This is a genomic window from Flavobacterium sp. CG_23.5 (assembly GCF_017875765.1).
Taxonomy (GTDB): domain Bacteria; phylum Bacteroidota; class Bacteroidia; order Flavobacteriales; family Flavobacteriaceae; genus Flavobacterium.
In genome coordinates, this window is the sequence record NZ_JAGGNA010000001.1 from 1,694,739 (window position 1) to 1,714,358 (window position 19,620).

The window sequence follows — 19,620 nt, forward strand, 5'->3', positions numbered from 1 at the left end:
TTTTTGAATTGTGTTTTAATTTTTAAATAGCAAAAAGTAAGTGGTCGTTGCCAATGATAATAATGTTATGATAGTCCCCAACGATTCTATACCTGTTTTACCAGTTCCCCAAGTCTTTTGCTTAAGTGGTTTTATATAAATATAGTCATTTGGTTGCAAATAAAAATAAGGCGAATTCATTACGTTTATATCCGTAAGATCGATATCATGCATTTGGACTCCTGTAGGCGATTTTCTAATAATTGTAACTGCTTTTCTGTTTCCTGTGATGGTTATGTCACCTGCATTTGCAATAGCTTCCATCACATTTACATGCTCTTGAAATAAAGTTTTGGTTCCCGTGCTCCCTATTTCGCCATTGATGGTATATCGAAATCCAGCTAATTTTACGGTAACAAAAATATTAGCCGCTGCATTAAAATACTCTGCTAATAATTGTTTCTCTATTCTAACTCTTATTTCATCCAAAGTAAAACCAATCACATTTAAATCACCCAAAACAGGCATTCTAATATTTCCATGATCATCCACGGTAAACCCATCAAAATAAAGTCCCGTTTCTGATTTACCGGTTTCACCTTGATTTGTAGTACTAAAAATAGAAACTAATTTTGGATCATTTGCTTTTATGCTGATACTCAAAACATCATTCGTTTGCAATCTGTATGGTTTTGATTCAACCGCCGAAATAGTCGTTTCATCACTTGAGTTATCCTTTTTTTGAAGATAAATTAAATCTTTGCTTGGAATGCAAGAAGAAAATAACACACTAATACATAGCAACAAATAGAGTTGGGTCTTGCTCATTTCAATATTTTTAACGACAAATATAGGTTTTCATTTACTATTTAAAAAGAATCGCTATTTATTAAATGCATTAATTATTTTTTAAAGACTTTTCAAACGGAACTCTATGTAATATACTTCTTCCCAAGGTAACTTCATCAGCATATTCTAATTCATCGCCAACTGAAATTCCTCTAGCAATTGTTGATATAATTATTTCACAATCACCAATTTGCTTAAAAATATAAAAATTGGTGGTATCCCCTTCCATTGTTGAGCTTAAAGCAAAAATAATTTCATTTACAATGCCTGATTTTACTTTTTCAACAAGCGTGGCTATATTTAACTGACTGGGGCCAACTCCGTCTATTGGCGAAATTTTACCTCCTAAAACATGATAAATCCCTCTGAATTGACCTGTATTTTCAATGGCCATCACATCTCGAATATCTTCCACAACACAGATAATTTGATGGTTCCTGTTTTTATTGGCACATATTTCACAAAGGACACTGTCCGAGATATTATGACAACTGTTGCAATACTTGATATCTTCGCGCATGGTCATTAATGCTTGTGCCAAAAAACCCGTTTGTTCCTTTGGTTGTTTCAATAAATGCAACACCAATCGCAAAGCCGTTCTCTTGCCAATTCCGGGCAACTGAGACATCTCATTGACTGCTTTTTCTATTAATTTTGAAGAAAATTCCATAAGTGCAAAAGTAATCAATTACTTCATTTGTTCCATCGGTTATTTGCTATATCGAAGCTGCGATTTACCACATTTCTAAATAAATGAAGGAACAAATAACCGATTAAGCAAAAAATCGTATTTTGGCTTCAAATAAAAAACAAAATGACTCCAGGCACCATATTACTACTTGTATCTATTTACTTCGGAATACTATTCTACATTTCCCATGCCGTTAGTAAAAAAGACAGTGGAAATGATGCTTTTTTTAAAGCCAATAAAAATTCGAAATGGTATTTAGTAGCCTTTGGAATGATAGGAACCGCACTTTCCGGAGTGACATTTATATCGGTTCCGGGGGAAGTAGGAGCTCCAACTGGTGAACAATTCAAGTATTTTCAGTTTGTATTAGGAAACGCCATTGGTTTTATAATCATTGCTAAAGTCTTACTTCCTTTATATTACCGCATGAATTTGACTTCTATTTACGGATATATAGAACGCCGATTAGGAACTTATTCTTATAAAACCGCCGCAACGATTTTTCTAATTAGCAGAACTATTGGCTCTTCCTTTAGATTGTATCTGGTAGTTATTGTTTTGCAACGTTATGTTTTTGATTATTATGGAATCCCCTTTGCAGTTACGGTATTAATTTCACTAGCCTTGATATTTGCTTATACGTATCGAGGCGGTTTAAAAACCATCATCATTACAGATACTTTACAAACTTTCTTTTTGGTCACTTCCGTTTTTTTAACTATTTTCTTTATTTGCAGAAGTTTGAACCTCAATATTTTTGAAGCTTTTGAGGAAGTAAAAAACAGTAATTATTCTAAAATATTCTTTTTTGAAGATTTTGTGTCGAGTAAATTCCATTTTGTAAAACAAATTCTGGGCGGAATGTTTGTAACCATTGCGATGGTGGGATTAGACCAGGATTTAATGCAGAAAAATTTAAGTTGCAAAAACATTGGGGAAGCCCAGAAAAACATGTTCACTTTTACCGGTATATTTGTTCTTATCAATATATTTTTCTTGAGCGTGGGAGCACTCCTTTATATTTATGCCAATAAAAACGGAATTGAAGTCCCAACTGACTTAGTTACCGGAAAACCAAGAACGGATTTATTGTTTCCTGAAATCGCTTTTCATCACTTGACGTTGATTCCTTCGGTAGTTTTCTTGTTGGGTTTAACAGCAGCTACATTTGCTACAACTGATTCGGCATTAACCGCATTGACCACTTCGTTTTGTGTCGATTTCCTTGGTATGGACAAGGCAGAAAATCAAAACAAACCAAATATTGTACGAAAAAGACATTTTGTCCACATCAGTTTTTCGTTTTTAATGTTTTTAGTTATTGTGTTTTTCAATTCTGTCAATGACAGCTCTGTTGTAGGAATGATTTTTAGAGTTGCCTCCTACACGTATGGTCCGCTTTTGGGATTGTATTGTTTCGGATTATTTGTAAAAACGAAAACCGTTAAAGATAAACTGGTGCCGTTCATATGTTTATTATCTCCGGCGGTTACTTTCTTTATCAGCGAAAATTCAAAAGTATTGTTTTTTGGATATGTTTTCGATAATGAACTCATTATAGTAAACGGACTGATTACTTTTATTGGTTTGTTGTTGATAAGCAAACCAGCGGTAGAGGAAACTAGATTTTAAAATGTTGTATGGAGATTCACAGAGAGATTTTTTTACGACCATAGCTTCGAGAAAAAATTGGTTGTACCAAGTGCACTATACAAACTTGTTTTTTAATTTTGAATGTTCAACTTGGAATTTTCAATATAGAAATCATTAAATTACGAAACAAAAACCATTTTAATCCCAAATCTTTAGGTTGAATCCAATATTCCTAGCCCTGATAAAAATGGAAATCGTTTTGATAAAAAACAGTAATTTTTTCTTATAAAAAAAGAGCGACCAACGGAAGCTCCTTTTTATATTTAGAAAAATACTGTTTTGTTCAAAAGATTGAAATGAATAGCAGGAAAAGCTTCTAAAAAAACTAATACTGATTTGTTGACAACAAAACCAATGTACAAGCCACTTCCACTTTTATGTCATTCAATTTTAGCAACTGATAAAACTCAGGATTCTCTGTTCCAGGGTTGAAAATAACACGTTTAGGCTTTGCCTCTACGATATAATTGTAATAATCACGTTGACGCGTAGGGTTTAAATATAAAGTAACGGTATCGATATTTTTTAACGGAATGGCTTTGGTTTGGATTTTAATTCCTGCCACTTCACCAGCATTTTGACCTATAGCGAGAACGGAATGGCCTTTTTCAACCAATTTTTCAATCGCCATAAAAGCATATCTGGCGGGTTTTGTAGAAGCACCAAGAACCAGCGTTTTTTTATTTTTTATCATTTTCTATAATTGTATTTTGCAAAAGTAATCAAAAAGGTTCAGGATTTAGAAATTATCCGCTTTTGTTGCAAAAGCAATGAAAACAATAAGCTAACATTAAAAGAGAGTCAACTTTTAAAAAAAGACTATTTTTGCAATCTTAACAACAACAATATGGATCTGTTTATTTACCTTTTTGCTGCGCTTTTTTCTGTTTTAAATCCCATCGGGACAGTTCCTATTTTTGTGGGACTTACGCAAGATGATTCGTTAAAAGAACGCTCCAGGATTTCTTTATGGACAGCGATAAATGTGTTTGCCATTCTCATTATCTCCTTTTTCATAGGTCAATATGTACTAACTTTTTTTGGAATCAGTATCGATGCGCTGCGAATAGCGGGTGGAATTATCATCGTGAGCTCTGGATTTTCATTGCTTTCTGGAAAATTCAATAAGAAACGAGGTATCAATAAAAAAATAGAAACCGATGCTCAGAAAAGAAATGATATCGCATTGACTCCGCTTGCCATTCCTATGCTTGCAGGTCCCGGATCTATTTCTTTATTAATTGCATTTTATCAGGAACATCATTCTACGAGTGATGTTATATTTTCCTCATTGGCGATTCTAGCGATTGCGATTGCCATCTTTGTAATTCTTAGAAGTGCTCATTATTTGGCCAAAATACTTGGTGCGTCAGGGATTGTGGCTATATCCAGAATTGTTGGTTTTATTGTAATTGCAATTGGGATTCAATATATAGTGAGTGCCCTAATCAATATTATCAAAGGGAATTTTTAGTAGTATTTATTTAACTCTGACAAGGCACAAAACCCTGTCAGAGATATAAATTATTTTTTAGGCAAGAATATTTCTGCCATCATACATCTGGCACTTCCTCCACCACAAGCTTCAATTGTATCTAAACTCGAACTCAAGATTTCAGCATGTTGTTCTAATTGCGTAATTTGTTTTGGCGTCAAACTTTGATGTGCCGATGTACTCATAACCAGATATCTTTTATCATTTGCACCGCGAACTTCAAGCATATTCCCAGCGAAATTATTCACTTGAGTTTCGGTAATTAGAATAATCTCTTTCCCATTCTCTTTTAAATTATCCAAAACCATTTTGCGCTCTTTCTTGTCATCAATGCAATCCGAACAAATCACTGCAAAAGTTTCTCCCAAACACATCATAACATTAGTATGATAAATTAGCTTTCGTTCTCCGCCAACCGTTTGAAAAGCTTCAAAAATTACTGGTGCATAATCAAAATCCTCACAGAATTCTATAAATAATTCTTCATCGGCACGAGGTGACAAAGCACAGTAAGCTTTACTATTGGCTCTATCCAAAAGTAAACTTCCTGTTCCTTCCAAGAAAAAACCATCTTCCTCCGCCGAAGTGTAATCCACAATGTTATTAATTACAAAACCTTTGTCTTCCAGCATATCCAAAATTTCTTCCCGACGTTCTTCACGACGATTTTCGGCAAACATAGGATATAATGCCACATCACCATTCTCGTGAAAAGAAATCCAATTGTTTGGAAAAACACTATCAGGCGTATCAGGATTTAAAGTATCATCAACAACCGTTACATCAACACCTACAGCACTCAATTTTTCAACAAAAGCGTCAAATTCCTGCTGTGCCTTTGCGTTTACAGTTGCCGGCAAAAGTCCGTCTAGTACTTTTTGGTAATAATTATTCACTGCGGTTTGTTCGTTCATTCGAAACGCAACAGGGCGAATCATCAATATGGAATTTGTAGTTTGTTTCATGTTTTTTTAGTTTAAAGTTTAATAGTTTAAAGTTTAATGTTGAGCAACGTTAAACTTTAAAACTTAAACAAATATTTAATCTCTAATTAAAGGCAAAGTAGAACATCGCAATAATCCTTCTTGTTTAGCAATTTCGGCATATGGAATTTCTTCAACGGTAAAACCATTAGTTCGAAACCAATTGTTTAATCGAGTAAAGTTCTTTTCTGAAACGACAACATCAGTATCAATAGAAAAAACATTCGAATTCATATCATACATTTCTTCTCGAGTGATGTGAAATAAATTCTCTTTTCCAAAAAGGTTCACAAGAAATAAATAATCTGCCTCTTCACGAAATCCACTTTTGTAAATAATTCCTTTGGCCTTCCCAACAGGTTGAAAACAACAATCAAGATGTAAGGCATTGTCTCTAGCTTCTATTTTTGATTTAACCAAATCGAATTCTTTGACAATTTTATTTGGAAATAAATCTTTAATGTATTGTACTCCTTGAACATTTGTCCGTGCTGTAATATAGTCTTTGTAATCGCTTCCTTTGTATGTTCCAATAAAAATATAGTCATTCCACAGAATCACATCACCACCTTCAATATGGACTTCTTCTGGAGGACGCACGACTTTTTTAGGATCCATTTGGTCAATCACATATTGAATCGCATCTAATTCGCGTTCTCTTTCTGGTAAAATATTTGACTTAATAAAAACATCATCAATGACGAATCCAATATCCCTCGTAAATATTTGATTGTAATTTTCAATCATTTCAGGACGAAAAACGGTAACATTATATTTCTTCAAAACCGTACTGAATGCTTCAATTTCATTGACCATATCTTCCTCAACCGGATATGTTCCTGCCAATACATGCTCTAATGATTTTGGATCATAGGCTTCATCTGCTTTAGGTGTAGGGCCGTTGTGTGTTGCAGAACCCAAAACTACAGCCCGCAGTCTTGAAGTTTCATTCTTTATATTTAACTCAAGCATTTTTTTTCATTTTGACAAATATAAAAAAAGCTTCACAAATTAGTGAAGCTTTTTAAATTGAATTTATCTTTTATCAGATGTTTTGAAATCTCGTAAAGGATGACCTGTGTAAATCTGTCTAGGTCTTCCTATAGGTTCTTTGTTTTCACGCATTTCTTTCCACTGTGCAATCCAGCCAGGTAAACGACCGATAGCAAACATTACTGTAAACATATCAGTAGGAATTCCTAAAGCTCTGTATATAATTCCAGAATAAAAATCTACGTTTGGATATAATTTTCTTGAAACAAAATACTCATCAACTAGTGCAGATTCTTCTAATTTTTTGGCAATGGCAAGAATTGGATCATCAACACCCAAAGTTGCTAAAACTTCATCGGCCGCTTTTTTAATAATTTTTGCTCTTGGGTCGAAATTTTTATATACTCTGTGACCAAATCCCATTAAACGGAATGGATCATTTTTATCTTTGGATTTCTCCAAATATTTATCAGCGTCGCCACCTGTTCTGTGAATTTCTTCCAGCATTTCAAGAACTGCCTGGTTAGCTCCTCCATGTAAAGGTCCCCAAAGTGCAGAAACTCCTGCTGAGATTGAAGCAAATAAACCTGCGTGAGAAGAACCCACCATTCTAACCGTTGATGTAGAACAGTTTTGTTCATGATCAGCGTGAAGAATAAACAATTTATCTAATGCATCTACAACTACTGGATTTGGCGTATAAGGTTCGGTAGGTAATTCAAACATTAATCGCATGAAATTCTCTACATAACCTTTAGTATTATCGTAATAATTTAAAGGATAGCCCATGCTTTTTCTATATGTCCAAGTTGCAATAACCAAGAATTTACCCATGGTTTTACAAACAGCTTCATACATTTCCTTTTCATTCTCAACATTTACTGACTTCGGATTAAAAGCTGTCAAAGCGCTTGTCAATGCAGCCAAGACACCCATTGGGTGTGCCGTTTTTGGAAATCCATCAATGATGTTTTTCATTTCCTCATTGACTAAAGTGTATTTTCTTATATGGGTTTCAAAATCTTCCAATTGGGCCGCTGTAGGCAACTCACCAAAAATAACCAAATAAGACACTTCAAGAAAATGTCCTTTTCCGGCTAAATCCTCAATTGAATATCCTCTGTAACGAAGAATTCCAAGTTCTCCATCTAGGAAAGTGATTTCGCTAGTACATGAACCTGAATTTTTGTAACCTGGATCAAGAGTAATTATTCCTGACAAATCACGTAATTTACTAATATCAATAGCAACTTCATTTTCACTTCCTGTGATTATAGGCAGTTCAAATTTCTTACTATCAATCTCTAATATTGCTGTTTTCGACATAATATAATTGAAATAAACTTTTAAAAATAATAATTTACCAAATCTAGGGAATTTAAGACTAATTAAAAAGAGAATTTCACAATGAATATGTTAAATAAAATAAAAAAACCGTTCATTATTGATGAACGGTTTTTGAAAAAAATATATGGGAAAATTATTTTATTTTAAAGGCGTCTTTACCTGGGAAATAAGCTGTATTTCCAAGTTCCTCTTCAATTCTTAATAATTGATTGTATTTTGCCATACGATCAGAACGAGAAGCGGAACCGGTTTTAATTTGACCACAATTTAAAGCTACTGCTAAATCTGCAATTGTATTATCTTCAGTTTCTCCAGAACGGTGTGACATTACTGAAGTATAACCCGCATTTTTAGCCATATTTACAGCTGCGATGGTTTCTGTTAAAGTTCCTATTTGGTTTACTTTCACTAATATTGAATTAGCAATTCCTTTTTCAATCCCTGTAGATAAACGTTTCACATTTGTTACAAATAAATCATCCCCTACTAATTGCACTTTGTCTCCAATTTTTTCCGTTAGGTATTTCCAACCATCCCAGTCATCTTCGTACATTCCGTCCTCGATAGAAATAATTGGATATTTGGCAGCTAATTCAGCTAAATAATCAGCTTGTTCTTCCGAAGATCTTATTTTACCTGTTTCTCCTTCAAATTTAGTATAATCGTATTTTCCGTTTACATAAAATTCTGAAGCAGCACAGTCTAAAGCAACCATAATTTCATCTCCAAATTTATATCCAGCAGATTCTACCGCTTTTTTTATGGTATCCAATGCATCTTCAGTTCCACCGGCAAGATTTGGTGCAAAACCACCTTCATCCCCAACGGCAGTTGAAAGTCCTCTGTCATGTAATACTTTTTTAAGACTATGAAAAATTTCTGTCCCCATCTGCATCGCTTGAGTAAAAGTAGTAGCCTTTACTGGTATAATCATAAATTCCTGAAATGCGATTGGCGCATCAGAATGAGATCCACCATTGATGATATTCATCATTGGTACTGGCAATGTATTAGCCGAAACTCCTCCTATATATCTGTATAAAGGCAATCCTAATTCATTAGCAGCCGCTTTTGCAACAGCTAAAGAAACTCCCAAGATGGCATTTGCTCCTAAGTTGGATTTATTTGGCGTACCATCTAAATCAATCATCATTTGATCAATAACATTTTGTTCGAAAACAGAAACTCCCAAAAGTTCTTCTGAGATTATGCTATTAACATTATTCACAGCATTCATAACTCCTTTTCCAAGAAATGCTTTTCCTCCATCACGTAATTCAACTGCTTCATGCTCTCCAGTAGAAGCACCAGATGGCACTGCCGCTCTTCCTAACACACCATTATCTGTAATTACATCTACTTCTATAGTAGGATTTCCTCTAGAATCGAAAATTTGTCTTGCGTGAATTTTGATAATTATACTCATACTATTTTATTTTAAAATTTTAAAACACAAATATATTCTATCTTTTCTATTCATTTAATGAAAATAATGAATCTTATTAACGAAAACGTTGTAATTTTTTTTAAAAAACATAAAGTTTATATTTTGTTTAAAAAAAATCGTACACAATTTAATACCTTTTTCTTGTTTCAAAGTCATTAAATACACAAAAATAAAACAATAGAGCAACCGCAAAATAATGAACTAAATGCATCTCTTTTTATTTTACAAAAGTACTATATTTAAAACTTTAATACCTCATTATCAATAATTTATATTATTTTTGTTGTTCATTTTTACGATCGTAAAATCATACTCTTTTGGATATTATCTAAAGTTTTTGATTTAGATCAAATTAGATAAACTTAGAAAAGGAACTCGCCATGAAAACAACTAAAAAACCAAACAGTCATAACAATTCTGAGGAAATTGAAGAGTTATTAAAAATAAATTCGACTTCATTAGAAAATTTAAGCGATTTAGATCCTTTGATTGATCTTATTGGAGATGCAAAATATGTTCTGCTAGGTGATGCTTCTCATGGAACACATGAATATTACACTTGGAGAGCAAAAATAACACAACGCCTCATTCAGGAAAAGGGATTTTCTTTCGTAGGAGTAGAAGGCGATTGGCCCGACTGTTATCGATTAAATCGTTTTGCAAAAGGATATACAAATTCAGGGACAGATATTTACAATGTACTTAATGAATTTAAAAGATGGCCAACATGGATGTGGGCAAATTGGGAAATAGCAGCATTCATAGATTGGCTCAAAGCCTATAACGTAGATCTTCCGGCTGATAAAAGAATCGGGTTTTACGGATTAGATGTATACAGTTTTAGAGAATCCATGAATTCAATCGTTCAATATTTAGAAAAAAATGATCCAAAAGCACTCGCAATCGCAAAAGCAGCAATGGAATGTTTCGAACCTTACAACAAAGATGAAGGACAATCTTATGCGAGAGCCTCCTCATTTGTTCCAGAATTATGTGAAAAGGAAATACTTCATCTGCTTACTGAAATATTAAAAAATGTTCCCAATTATAATCATGATGCAGAAAACGTTTTGAGCACGGAGCAAAACGCATTCATTGCCAGAAACGCTGAAAAATACTATCGAGCCATGATAAAAAGAGGCTCAGCTTCTTGGAATATTCGTGACGAGCATATGGTTTCCACCATTGAACGGCTTATGCAATTCCATGGAAAGGAAGCTAAAATAATAGTTTGGGAACACAACACACATATTGGTGATGCTCGTGCTACGGATATGGCAGCTGACGGCATGGTAAATGTTGGGCAATTATTGAGAGAACAATATTCAACTGAAGGAGTAATAGCGGTAGGGTTTGGGTCCTATAAAGGAAGTGTAATTGCAGGCAGAGAATGGGGAGATTCCATGCGAAAAATAAAAGTCCCCGAAGCCGTTGAAGGCAGTTGGGAGCATTCCTTCCATCTTGCAAGCAAAGGACAAAACAAATTACTAATAATGAATAAAATAAAAGAGGAAAAATGTTTATCGTCCTATATAGGACATCGAGCAATAGGAGTTGTTTATAATCCAGAGCATGAAAGATTTGGAAATTATGTTCCTACAATTTTGCCAAAGCGATACGATGCTTTTATATTTCTTGATGAAACTAGCGCATTGCACCCAATAAATATCAAGCCCGATCGAATTCAAATTCCAGAAACATATCCATTCGGTATGTAAGCTGATATTAGCTATATAAAAAAAGGGATTGACTTTTTAATAAAAGCCAATCCCTAAATATTTCACTATTCTGTATTTAATAAAATAATCCTCAACAACATTATTACCCTTTAATATTCTCAATAAATTGATCAAATAAATAAGAAGAATCATGAGGTCCAGGGCTTGCTTCCGGATGATATTGCACAGAGAAACAATTTTTGTTTTTCATACGCATACCAGCAACCGTTCCATCGTTAAGATGAAGATGTGTGATTTCTAAATCAGGATGATTGTCCAACTCTTCTTTGTTTACGGCAAAACCATGGTTTTGAGAAGTAATTTCTCCTTTTCCTGTAATTATATTTTTCACAGGATGGTTTATTCCTCTATGACCATTAAACATTTTATAAGTCGAAACTCCGTTTGCCAAACCAATTACTTGATGTCCTAAACAAATTCCAAATAGAGGTTTGTTATTTTCAAGAATATCTTTTGCTACTTGAATGGCACTTGCCAAAGGTTCTGGATCACCAGGTCCGTTAGATAAAAAATAGCCATCAGGATTAAATGATGCCATGTCTTCATAAGTTGAATCGAAAGGAAAAACTTTGATGAAACAATCTCTTTTGGCAAGATTACGAAGGATATTCATTTTAATTCCTAAATCAAGAGCAGATATCTTATAGGTTGCATTTTCATCTCCAAAAAAATATGGCTCCTTTGTAGATACATTAGAAGCTAATTCTAAGCCATTCATATCTGGAACTTTAGCTAAAGCTATTTTCAATTCCTCAATTGAAGTTCCATCCGTACAAATAACTGCATTCATAGCGCCGTTGTCACGAATATAGCTTACAAGTGCACGTGTATCAACATCTGATATACAAATAAGGTTCTGTTTTATAAAATACTCTTCTAAACTCCCCGAAGCATCTTCTCGTGAATAGTTAAAACTAAAATTTTTACAAACTAAACCTGAAATTTTAATACTCTCAGACTCAATTTCCTTATCATTTACTCCATAATTTCCAATATGTGCATTGGTAGCTACCATTATTTGACCAAAATAAGATGGATCTGTAAATATTTCTTGGTAACCTGTCATCCCTGTATTAAAGCAAACTTCTCCAAAAGTGGTTCCACTGATTCCAATAGATTTCCCATGGAATATGGTTCCGTCACTTAATAGAAGAATGGCGCTTTGTCGTGTTGTATATTTCATTCGTTGTTTTCTATTAATTTTTTAATAGTTTCATGAAACTCGAAAAACTCGTTTCATGTGTAGTTAAATATTGTGCAAATTTAATTTATTAAAACAATGGATGCAATGTTTTTAAAATTTATATTTATTAAACAGATTCACGCTAGGATTAAAAAAAAGGATTAATGAACTCGATCATTTCTTTTTGAAAAGCTTCTTACGAAAAATATCTATTCTAAATAGCCCTGATTGAAGCGGCATCCTTTTTTGAAATTCTGACAAAGGAAGAATTACAAAAAAGATATAGCAAAAAACAGGTGAAATGTTCTTTTAAAAATATATTGTTGTGCTCCTAAAATTTAAAAAAAAAGTCAAAAAAAAAGGATAAACTAATAATAGCTTATCCTTGATTTTTATTGAATGATTATTTTCATAATTACTCAGCAGCGTCAGTTGTAGTTTCAGTTTCGGCATCTGGAGCTTCAGTAGCTTCATCTGCTTTCTTTGCTTTTCCACCACGACGGCTTTTTGCTTTTTTAACTTCTTTTTTACCACCATTGTAAAGTTCATTGAAATCTACTAGTTCGATCATTGCCATATCAGCATTATCTCCTAAACGATTTCCAACTTTAATGATACGAGTGTATCCACCTGGACGGTCACCTACTTTAGCTGCTACGTCTCTGAACAAGTCAGTTACGGCATATTTGCTACGTAAGTAAGCAAAAACGATACGACGATTGTGAGTCGTATCTTGTTTTGATTTTGTTATTAAAGGCTCAACGAATTGTTTAAGCGCTTTCGCTTTAGCAACTGTAGTGTTAATACGTTTGTGCTCAATAAGAGAACAAGCCATATTAGCCAACATAGATTTTCTATGTGCAGTCTGTCTGCTTAAGTGATTGAATTTTTTTCCGTGTCTCATGACGTGTTTTTTTATACTTTCATCTTGATGCTATCCATTTTGGAGATCAAAATATGAAGTAATTTATTCTTTATCTAGTTTGTATTTTGCTAAATCCATACCGAAGTTTAAATTTTTAACTGCAACAAGTTCATCAAGTTCAGTTAAAGATTTTTTACCAAAATTACGGAATTTCATTAGGTCATTTTTATTGAACGATACTAAATCACCAAGTGTATCAACTTCAGCCGCTTTCAAACAATTTAATGCTCTTACAGAAAGATCCATATCAACAAGCTTAGTTTTAAGCAATTGTCTCATATGTAATGACTCTTCATCATATGATTCTGTTTGTGCAATTTCGTCAGCCTCGAGTGTAATTCTTTCGTCAGAGAACAACATGAAATGGTGAATTAAAACTTTAGCAGCTTCAGTAAGTGCATCTTTTGGATTGATAGAACCATCAGTTTTTATTTCAAAAACTAATTTTTCATAATCTGTTTTTTGCTCTACACGGAAGTTTTCAATTGCGTATTTTACGTTTTTTACCGGAGTAAAAATAGAATCCGTAAAAATAGTACCAATTGCAGCATTCTGTTTTTTGTTCTCCTCAGCAGGAACATATCCTCTACCTTTTTCGATAGTTAAATCGAAATTCAGTTTGATTTTACTATCTAAATTACAGATAACTAGTTCTGGATTCAAAACTTGGAAACCTGAAATGAATTTTTGAAAATCACCAGCTGTTAATTGATCTTTACCAGAAACAGATATAGTAACTGATTCATTATCGACATCTTCAATTTGACGTTTGAAACGCACTTGTTTAAGATTAAGGATAATTTCGGTAACGTCTTCAACAACTCCAGGAATAGTAGAAAATTCATGATCTACACCTTCAATGCGAACAGATGTAATTGCATAACCTTCTAATGCTGAAAGCAAAACTCTTCTAAGTGCATTACCAACAGTCAATCCGTAACCAGGTTCTAAAGGTCTAAACTCAAATTTACCTTCAAAATCGGTTGAATCGATCATGATAACTTTATCGGGCTTCTGAAAATTAAATATTGCCATAAATTTCGACTAAGTCAATTATTATTTGTTGTACAACTCTACGATTAATTGTTCTTTAATGTTTTCTGGGATTTGAAGTCTCGCAGGTACAGAAACGAAAGTACCTTCTTTAACGTCGTTATTCCAAGTAATCCATTCATAAACATGACTTGAATTAGATAAAGAACGTTCGATAGCTTCTAAAGATTTAGATTTTTCACGAACACCAACTTTATCACCAGGTTTAAGGTGGTAAGAAGGAATATTAACAACCTCACCATTTACGGTAACGTGTCTGTGAGAAACGATTTGACGAGCACCTCTTCTAGAAGGAGCAATACCCATTCTAAAAACCACATTGTCTAATCTTGCTTCACACAATTGTAATAAAACTTCACCAGTAACACCTTTAGTAGCTGATGCTTTTTCGAATAAATTTCTGAATTGTTTTTCTAATATTCCATAAGAATATTTAGCTTTTTGCTTTTCCATTAACTGGACAGCATATTCAGATTTTTTTCCTCTTTTTTTTGCCATCCCGTGTTGTCCGGGTGGGTAATTTCTTTTTTCGAAAGCTTTATCGTCTCCGAAAATTGCTTCGCCAAATTTACGAGCGATTCTTGTACTTGGACCAGTATATCTTGCCATTTTAATTTGTTTAAGGTAGAGATTATGAATTCAGGTCTTATCCTTCGATAATCAACGTTCTACCTATGTTATACTATAATTAATTTGAGTATTAAACTCTACGTCTTTTAGGAGGACGACATCCATTATGAGGCATTGGAGTAACATCGATAATCTCTGTAACTTCAATACCACCATTATGCAAAGAACGGATAGCAGACTCACGTCCGTTTCCTGGTCCTTTTACATAAACTTTTACTTTTTTAAGTCCTGCCTCAAGAGCTACTTTACTACAATCTTCTGCTGCCATTTGGGCTGCGTATGGAGTATTCTTTTTAGAACCTCTAAAACCCATTTTACCAGCTGAAGACCAAGAAATAACTTCACCTTTTTTGTTTGTCAAAGAAATGATGATGTTATTGAAGGTAGCAGAAATATGAGCCTCTCCCGTTGATTCAACGATAACTTTACGTTTTTTTGCAGTTGCTTTAGCCATATTACTTATTATTTAGTTGCTTTTTTCTTGTTGGCAACAGTTTTTCTTTTACCTTTTCTTGTTCTAGAGTTGTTTTTAGTTCTTTGTCCTCTTAAAGGAAGACCAGTTCTATGACGGATACCTCTGTAACAACCAATATCCATTAAACGTTTGATGTTTAAAGAAACTTCAGAACGTAATTCTCCTTCAATTTTAAATGCTGATACAGCTTCACGAATTGCTCCGATCTCATCATCATTCCAATCTTGGACTTTTTTATCTTGGCTAACTTGAGCTTTTTCTAAAATCTCAATAGCTCTACTATTTCCTAATCCGAAGATATAGGTAAGTGCTACAACACCTCTCTTATTTTTCGGGATATCTACCCCTGCTATTCTTGCCATAACTATCCTTGTCTTTGTTTAAATCTAGGATTCTTTTTGTTTATAACGTACAATCTCCCTTTTCTACGCACAATTTTGCACTCGGGACTTCTCTTTTTTACTGATGCTCTAACTTTCATTGTGAATATCCTTTAATATCTATAAGTAATTCTTGCTTTTGACAAATCGTAAGGGCTCATTTCTAGTTTCACTTTATCACCAGGTAATAATTTGATGTAATGCATACGCATTTTTCCAGATATATGGGCGATTACAATATGTCCATTTTCTAACTCTACACGGAACATTGCATTTGACAATGCTTCAATGATTGATCCGTCTTGTTCTATTGCTGATTGTTTTGCCATAAGTTAAGCTACTGCCTTTCTATTTTTACCACTTTTCATTAAACCGTCATAATGTTTGTTTAACAAGTATGAATTGATTTGTTGAATTGTATCTATGGCAACACCAACCATAATTATTAATGAAGTACCTCCAAAAAACATTGCCCAAGATTGTTGAACATCCATAAGACTTACAACAATTGCTGGGAACACAGCTATCAAAGCAAGAAATAAAGAACCTGGAAAAGTTATCAAAGACATCACCTTGTCAAGATAATCAGAAGTTTCAACTCCAGGTCTAACCCCAGGAATAAAACCACCACTTCTCTTTAAATCATCAGACATTTTGTTAGTAGGAACTGTAATCGCAGTATAAAAGAAGGTAAATACAACTATTAAAGTTGCAAAAACTACATTATACCATAATCCAAACATATTACTAAAAGCGCCAACAATTGATTGTGATGCATCTGATTTTGATAAACCTGCCACAGCAGCAGGAATAAACATAATTGCCTGAGCAAATATAATAGGCATAACACCAGAAGCGTTAAGCTTCAATGGAATCCATTGTCTATTTCCACCCATTAAATCTTGTTCGTAATCTCCCGATGTTGTACGACGAGCATACTGAACAGGTATTCTTCTAACTGCCATTACTAGTAATACACAAGCAATAATAACTAAAAGCCAAATAATAATTTCAATAACCAATAGCATTGGTCCACCGTTATTATTAGTTACTCTAGTTGTAAATTCTTGCATAAAAGCTTGTGGAAACCTAGCTAGAATACCAACCATAATCAACAATGATATTCCGTTTCCGATACCTTTATCAGTAATTTTTTCTCCCAACCACATGGCAAATATTGTCCCTGTCACTAAGATTACTACTGATGAAAATAAGAATTCAAATGAATTAAATCCTAACAAAAAAGCACTACTAGGTAGGGTTTGGTACAAATTATAAATGTAAGTTGGACCTTGAACTAAAGTAATACCTATCGTTAACCAACGGGTTATTTGATTAATCTTTTTTCTGCCACTTTCTCCATCACTTTGAAGCTTTTGTAAATATGGAATCGCAATTCCCATTAACTGAACAACAATAGACGCAGAAATATATGGCATTATTCCTAAAGCAAAAACTGAAGCTTTAGAAAAAGCACCTCCGGTAAACATATCTAAAATAGATCCGATACCATTTTTGGTTTGACCAGCTAAACTGTTTAATTGAGTTGCATCAATTCCAGGAAGTGTAACGTGTGCTCCAAAACGATAAACTAAAAGAAGTCCTAAGGTGATTAGGATTCTATTTTTTAGCTCCTCGATTTTCCAAACATTACTTATTGATTCTATAATTTTCTTCATATTAATTGAAAAATTACATCGTTACAGCTTCTCCACCAGCAGCTTCAATAGCAGCTTTTGCAGTAGCAGTAAATTTGTGAGCGGTTACTTTTAATTTTGCAGTCAATTCACCTCTACCTAAAATCTTAACGATTTCATTTTTGGTAGCCAAACGATTAGCAACATATACTGTCATATCAACAGTATCTTTAATAACACCATTGTCAACTAAAAGTTGCAGTGTATCAAGATTAACACCTTCGTAATCTTTACGATTGATGTTTGTAAAACCAAACTTAGGTACACGTCTTTGAAGTGGCATTTGACCACCTTCAAAACCAATCTTTTTAGAATAACCAGAACGAGATTTAGCTCCTTTGTGACCTCTTGCAGAGGTACCACCTTTTCCAGAACCTTCACCTCTACCTAATCTTTTATTTTGATTGTGAGTAGAACCTTCAGCAGGTTGTAAATTACTTAAATTCATAACAGTATTTGTTATTTAGCTTCTTCAACAGAAACTAAGTGTTTAACTTTATTTATCATCCCAAGGATTGTAGGATTTGAATCATGCTCTACAACTTGTCCCATTTTACGTAGACCTAAAGCTTCCAAACCTCTTTTTTGAGTAAGAGGACAATTGATTTTGCTTCTTACTTGTTTTACTAATAATTTAGCCATAATTTCCTTGAATTAACCTTTAAAAACTTTTTCTAAAGAAACACCTCTTTGTTTTGCAACAGTATAAGCACTTCTCATTTGTAATAAAGCATCAAAAGTTGCTTTCACTACGTTGTGAGGATTTGAAGATCCTTGAGATTTAGATAATACATCATGAATACCTACTGATTCAAGAACTGAACGAACAGCTCCACCAGCAATAACTCCTGTACCATGAGAGGCAGGAATTAAAAATACACGTGCACCACCAAATTTACCTTTTTGTTCGTGAGGAACTGATTTTCCATTCAAAGGAATTTTAACTAAATTTTTCTTAGCATCTTCTACTGCTTTCGCAATTGCTTCAGAAACGTCTTTAGATTTTCCTAATCCATGTCCAACCACTCCATTTTCATCACCTACAACTACAATAGCAGAAAAACCAAAAGCTCTACCACCCTTTGTAACCTTAGTAACACGATTTACACTTACCAAACGATCTTTTAATTCAAGACCACTTGGTTTTACTAACTCTACATTCTTGTATTTACTATTAGACATACTATATTAGAATTTAAGTCCAGCCGCTCTTGCGCCTTCCGCTAATGATTTAATACGACCGTGATATAAATAACCTCCTCTATCGAAAGTTACCACGTCTATCCCAGCTTTCAAAGCTTTTTCAGCAACTAGTTTTCCAACCGCTGTAGCAACTTCAATGTTCGTACCGTTACCTATTTCTTTTTCTCTTGAAGAAGCCGCCAATATAGTAACTCCGTTTACGTCATCAATAAGTTGCGCGTAAATTTCTTTGTTACTTCTAAATACAGAAAGTCTTGGATTAGTAGCAGTACCACTAATTGTTTTTCTAATTCTGAATCTAATTCGTTGTCTTCTTTCAGGTTTTGTTAATGACATAATCTTATTTTTTAAGCTGATTTACCTGCTTTTCTTCTTAATACTTCACCCACAAATTTAACACCTTTTCCTTTGTACGGCTCAGGCTTACGGAAACCTCTGATTTTCGCAGCTACCTGACCTAAAAGTTGTTTGTCAAATGATGTTAATTTAACGATAGGGTTCTTACCTTTTTCAGATATAGTTTCTAAAGTTACTTCTGGAGCAATTTGTAAAACTATATTGTGAGAATAACCAAGCGCTAAATCTAATTTTTGTCCTTGATTCGAAGCTCTATAACCAACTCCTACCAATTCTAATGACTTAGTAAAACCATCCGTCACACCGATAATCATATTATTGATTAAAGATCTGTACAAACCATGTTTTGCTCTTTGGTCTTTGTGATCAGACGATCTGTCTACTTGAACAATACCGTCTTCAACTGTTACAGTTACGTCCGAAAACTCCTGTGTAAGTTGACCATTTTTTCCTTTTACTGTAATAATACCGTCTTTAACTTCTACAGTTACTCCAGCAGGGACTACAATTGGATTTTTACCTATTCTTGACATCTTATAAG

At 33.8% G+C, this 19,620-nt stretch carries 24 protein-coding genes; 3 read left to right on the top strand and 21 right to left on the bottom strand.

Translation table 11 applies throughout. The features are described from left to right. Positions 1-15: 15 nt before the first annotated feature. On the bottom strand, positions 16-807 hold the full coding sequence (locus H4V97_RS07225; protein ID WP_209549354.1) for a polysaccharide biosynthesis/export family protein: 792 nt from the start codon (positions 805-807) through the stop codon (positions 16-18). A gap of 70 nt (positions 808-877) precedes the next feature. Continuing rightward, on the bottom strand, positions 878-1,498 hold the full coding sequence (gene recR / locus H4V97_RS07230; RefSeq protein WP_209549355.1) for a recombination mediator RecR: 621 nt from the start codon (positions 1,496-1,498) through the stop codon (positions 878-880). Positions 1,499-1,642: 144 nt separating this feature from the next. Between recR and H4V97_RS07235 the strand changes: the two genes are divergently transcribed. Beyond that, the gene (locus tag H4V97_RS07235; RefSeq protein ID WP_209549356.1) at positions 1,643-3,151 is read left to right on the top strand and encodes a sodium:solute symporter; all 1,509 of its coding nucleotides are present in this window, start codon (positions 1,643-1,645) and stop codon (positions 3,149-3,151) included. A 346-nt stretch (positions 3,152-3,497) separates the two neighbouring features. On the opposite strand, the gene H4V97_RS07240 is transcribed toward H4V97_RS07235, so the two are convergent. Next, the gene (locus H4V97_RS07240) at positions 3,498-3,863 is read right to left on the bottom strand and encodes a CoA-binding protein (RefSeq protein ID WP_209550288.1); all 366 of its coding nucleotides are present in this window, start codon (positions 3,861-3,863) and stop codon (positions 3,498-3,500) included. 156 nt (positions 3,864-4,019) lie between these two features. On the opposite strand from H4V97_RS07240, the gene H4V97_RS07245 reads away from it, so the two are divergent. Further along, the gene (locus tag H4V97_RS07245; RefSeq protein ID WP_209549357.1) at positions 4,020-4,646 is read left to right on the top strand and encodes a MarC family NAAT transporter; all 627 of its coding nucleotides are present in this window, start codon (positions 4,020-4,022) and stop codon (positions 4,644-4,646) included. Positions 4,647-4,696: 50 nt separating this feature from the next. On the opposite strand, the gene ctlX is transcribed toward H4V97_RS07245, so the two are convergent. The 4 genes from ctlX to eno all read right to left on the bottom strand — a co-directional run bounded on the left by ctlX (position 4,697) and on the right by eno (position 9,416). Beyond that, positions 4,697-5,632 carry a citrulline utilization hydrolase CtlX gene (gene ctlX / locus H4V97_RS07250; protein ID WP_209549358.1) on the bottom strand — a complete coding sequence of 312 codons (936 nt, stop codon included), beginning with the start codon at positions 5,630-5,632 and terminating at the stop codon, positions 4,697-4,699. 75 nt (positions 5,633-5,707) lie between these two features. Further along, positions 5,708-6,622, bottom strand: a complete 915-nt coding sequence (locus H4V97_RS07255; protein ID WP_209549359.1) for a dimethylarginine dimethylaminohydrolase family protein — start codon at positions 6,620-6,622, stop codon at positions 5,708-5,710. 63 nt (positions 6,623-6,685) lie between these two features. Further along, positions 6,686-7,969 (bottom strand): citrate synthase, encoded by a 1,284-nt coding sequence (locus H4V97_RS07260; RefSeq protein WP_196849421.1) that lies wholly within the window; start codon positions 7,967-7,969, stop codon positions 6,686-6,688. Positions 7,970-8,123: 154 nt separating this feature from the next. Next, complete coding sequence (gene eno / locus H4V97_RS07265) at positions 8,124-9,416, bottom strand: phosphopyruvate hydratase (RefSeq protein ID WP_209549360.1); 1,293 nt, start codon at positions 9,414-9,416, stop codon at positions 8,124-8,126. 401 nt (positions 9,417-9,817) lie between these two features. On the opposite strand from eno, the gene H4V97_RS07270 reads away from it, so the two are divergent. Further along, the gene (locus tag H4V97_RS07270) at positions 9,818-11,155 is read left to right on the top strand and encodes an erythromycin esterase family protein (RefSeq protein ID WP_209549361.1); all 1,338 of its coding nucleotides are present in this window, start codon (positions 9,818-9,820) and stop codon (positions 11,153-11,155) included. A 103-nt stretch (positions 11,156-11,258) separates the two neighbouring features. On the opposite strand, the gene carA is transcribed toward H4V97_RS07270, so the two are convergent. The 14 genes from carA to rplF form a co-directional block, all read right to left on the bottom strand. Next, a complete protein-coding gene (carA, locus tag H4V97_RS07275) occupies positions 11,259-12,359 on the bottom strand; it encodes a glutamine-hydrolyzing carbamoyl-phosphate synthase small subunit (RefSeq protein WP_209549362.1) in 1,101 nt (366 codons plus the stop codon). A 415-nt stretch (positions 12,360-12,774) separates the two neighbouring features. Further along, complete coding sequence (gene rplQ / locus H4V97_RS07280) at positions 12,775-13,263, bottom strand: 50S ribosomal protein L17 (protein ID WP_209549363.1); 489 nt, start codon at positions 13,261-13,263, stop codon at positions 12,775-12,777. A gap of 63 nt (positions 13,264-13,326) precedes the next feature. Beyond that, complete coding sequence (locus H4V97_RS07285; protein ID WP_196849426.1) at positions 13,327-14,319, bottom strand: DNA-directed RNA polymerase subunit alpha; 993 nt, start codon at positions 14,317-14,319, stop codon at positions 13,327-13,329. A gap of 21 nt (positions 14,320-14,340) precedes the next feature. Next, positions 14,341-14,946: a 30S ribosomal protein S4 gene (gene rpsD, locus H4V97_RS07290; protein ID WP_196849427.1), complete on the bottom strand. Its 606-nt coding sequence runs from the start codon at positions 14,944-14,946 to the stop codon at positions 14,341-14,343. Between the two features lie 91 nt (positions 14,947-15,037). Continuing rightward, positions 15,038-15,421, bottom strand: coding sequence for a 30S ribosomal protein S11 (rpsK, locus tag H4V97_RS07295; protein ID WP_024981527.1), 384 nt, complete (start codon positions 15,419-15,421; stop codon positions 15,038-15,040). A gap of 8 nt (positions 15,422-15,429) precedes the next feature. Beyond that, on the bottom strand, positions 15,430-15,804 hold the full coding sequence (rpsM, locus tag H4V97_RS07300) for a 30S ribosomal protein S13 (protein ID WP_209549364.1): 375 nt from the start codon (positions 15,802-15,804) through the stop codon (positions 15,430-15,432). A gap of 2 nt (positions 15,805-15,806) precedes the next feature. After that, complete coding sequence (ykgO, locus tag H4V97_RS07305; RefSeq protein ID WP_008992256.1) at positions 15,807-15,923, bottom strand: type B 50S ribosomal protein L36; 117 nt, start codon at positions 15,921-15,923, stop codon at positions 15,807-15,809. A gap of 12 nt (positions 15,924-15,935) precedes the next feature. Continuing rightward, positions 15,936-16,151 carry a translation initiation factor IF-1 gene (gene infA, locus H4V97_RS07310; RefSeq protein WP_007136545.1) on the bottom strand — a complete coding sequence of 72 codons (216 nt, stop codon included), beginning with the start codon at positions 16,149-16,151 and terminating at the stop codon, positions 15,936-15,938. A 3-nt stretch (positions 16,152-16,154) separates the two neighbouring features. Next, a complete protein-coding gene (secY, locus tag H4V97_RS07315) occupies positions 16,155-17,501 on the bottom strand; it encodes a preprotein translocase subunit SecY (RefSeq protein WP_196849428.1) in 1,347 nt (448 codons plus the stop codon). Positions 17,502-17,514: 13 nt separating this feature from the next. Continuing rightward, positions 17,515-17,967, bottom strand: coding sequence for a 50S ribosomal protein L15 (gene rplO, locus H4V97_RS07320; protein ID WP_066081007.1), 453 nt, complete (start codon positions 17,965-17,967; stop codon positions 17,515-17,517). A gap of 11 nt (positions 17,968-17,978) precedes the next feature. Then, on the bottom strand, positions 17,979-18,161 hold the full coding sequence (rpmD, locus tag H4V97_RS07325) for a 50S ribosomal protein L30 (RefSeq protein WP_027310825.1): 183 nt from the start codon (positions 18,159-18,161) through the stop codon (positions 17,979-17,981). Between the two features lie 12 nt (positions 18,162-18,173). After that, positions 18,174-18,701: a 30S ribosomal protein S5 gene (gene rpsE / locus H4V97_RS07330; protein ID WP_073210380.1), complete on the bottom strand. Its 528-nt coding sequence runs from the start codon at positions 18,699-18,701 to the stop codon at positions 18,174-18,176. Between the two features lie 6 nt (positions 18,702-18,707). After that, on the bottom strand, positions 18,708-19,058 hold the full coding sequence (rplR, locus tag H4V97_RS07335) for a 50S ribosomal protein L18 (RefSeq protein WP_113636694.1): 351 nt from the start codon (positions 19,056-19,058) through the stop codon (positions 18,708-18,710). 11 nt (positions 19,059-19,069) lie between these two features. Beyond that, positions 19,070-19,612, bottom strand: coding sequence for a 50S ribosomal protein L6 (gene rplF / locus H4V97_RS07340; RefSeq protein ID WP_196849429.1), 543 nt, complete (start codon positions 19,610-19,612; stop codon positions 19,070-19,072). Positions 19,613-19,620 lie beyond the last annotated feature (8 nt).

Bases quoted from the DNA above. Each gene is read 5' to 3' on its own strand.
- H4V97_RS07225 (WP_209549354.1), bottom strand. From the start codon at position 807: ATGAGCAAGACCCAACTCTATTTGTTGCTATGTATTAGTGTGTTATTT.
- recR (WP_209549355.1), bottom strand. From the start codon at position 1,498: ATGGAATTTTCTTCAAAATTAATAGAAAAAGCAGTCAATGAGATGTCT.
- H4V97_RS07235 (WP_209549356.1), top strand. From the start codon at position 1,643: ATGACTCCAGGCACCATATTACTACTTGTATCTATTTACTTCGGAATA.
- H4V97_RS07245 (WP_209549357.1), top strand. From the start codon at position 4,020: ATGGATCTGTTTATTTACCTTTTTGCTGCGCTTTTTTCTGTTTTAAAT.
- ctlX (WP_209549358.1), bottom strand. From the start codon at position 5,632: ATGAAACAAACTACAAATTCCATATTGATGATTCGCCCTGTTGCGTTT.
- H4V97_RS07255 (WP_209549359.1), bottom strand. From the start codon at position 6,622: ATGCTTGAGTTAAATATAAAGAATGAAACTTCAAGACTGCGGGCTGTA.
- H4V97_RS07260 (WP_196849421.1), bottom strand. From the start codon at position 7,969: ATGTCGAAAACAGCAATATTAGAGATTGATAGTAAGAAATTTGAACTG.
- eno (WP_209549360.1), bottom strand. From the start codon at position 9,416: ATGAGTATAATTATCAAAATTCACGCAAGACAAATTTTCGATTCTAGA.
- H4V97_RS07270 (WP_209549361.1), top strand. From the start codon at position 9,818: ATGAAAACAACTAAAAAACCAAACAGTCATAACAATTCTGAGGAAATT.
- carA (WP_209549362.1), bottom strand. From the start codon at position 12,359: ATGAAATATACAACACGACAAAGCGCCATTCTTCTATTAAGTGACGGA.
- rplQ (WP_209549363.1), bottom strand. From the start codon at position 13,263: ATGAGACACGGAAAAAAATTCAATCACTTAAGCAGACAGACTGCACAT.
- H4V97_RS07285 (WP_196849426.1), bottom strand. From the start codon at position 14,319: ATGGCAATATTTAATTTTCAGAAGCCCGATAAAGTTATCATGATCGAT.
- rpsD (WP_196849427.1), bottom strand. From the start codon at position 14,946: ATGGCAAGATATACTGGTCCAAGTACAAGAATCGCTCGTAAATTTGGC.
- rpsK (WP_024981527.1), bottom strand. From the start codon at position 15,421: ATGGCTAAAGCAACTGCAAAAAAACGTAAAGTTATCGTTGAATCAACG.
- rpsM (WP_209549364.1), bottom strand. From the start codon at position 15,804: ATGGCAAGAATAGCAGGGGTAGATATCCCGAAAAATAAGAGAGGTGTT.
- ykgO (WP_008992256.1), bottom strand. From the start codon at position 15,923: ATGAAAGTTAGAGCATCAGTAAAAAAGAGAAGTCCCGAGTGCAAAATT.
- infA (WP_007136545.1), bottom strand. From the start codon at position 16,151: ATGGCAAAACAATCAGCAATAGAACAAGACGGATCAATCATTGAAGCA.
- secY (WP_196849428.1), bottom strand. From the start codon at position 17,501: ATGAAGAAAATTATAGAATCAATAAGTAATGTTTGGAAAATCGAGGAG.
- rplO (WP_066081007.1), bottom strand. From the start codon at position 17,967: ATGAATTTAAGTAATTTACAACCTGCTGAAGGTTCTACTCACAATCAA.
- rpmD (WP_027310825.1), bottom strand. From the start codon at position 18,161: ATGGCTAAATTATTAGTAAAACAAGTAAGAAGCAAAATCAATTGTCCT.
- rpsE (WP_073210380.1), bottom strand. From the start codon at position 18,701: ATGTCTAATAGTAAATACAAGAATGTAGAGTTAGTAAAACCAAGTGGT.
- rplR (WP_113636694.1), bottom strand. From the start codon at position 19,058: ATGTCATTAACAAAACCTGAAAGAAGACAACGAATTAGATTCAGAATT.
- rplF (WP_196849429.1), bottom strand. From the start codon at position 19,612: ATGTCAAGAATAGGTAAAAATCCAATTGTAGTCCCTGCTGGAGTAACT.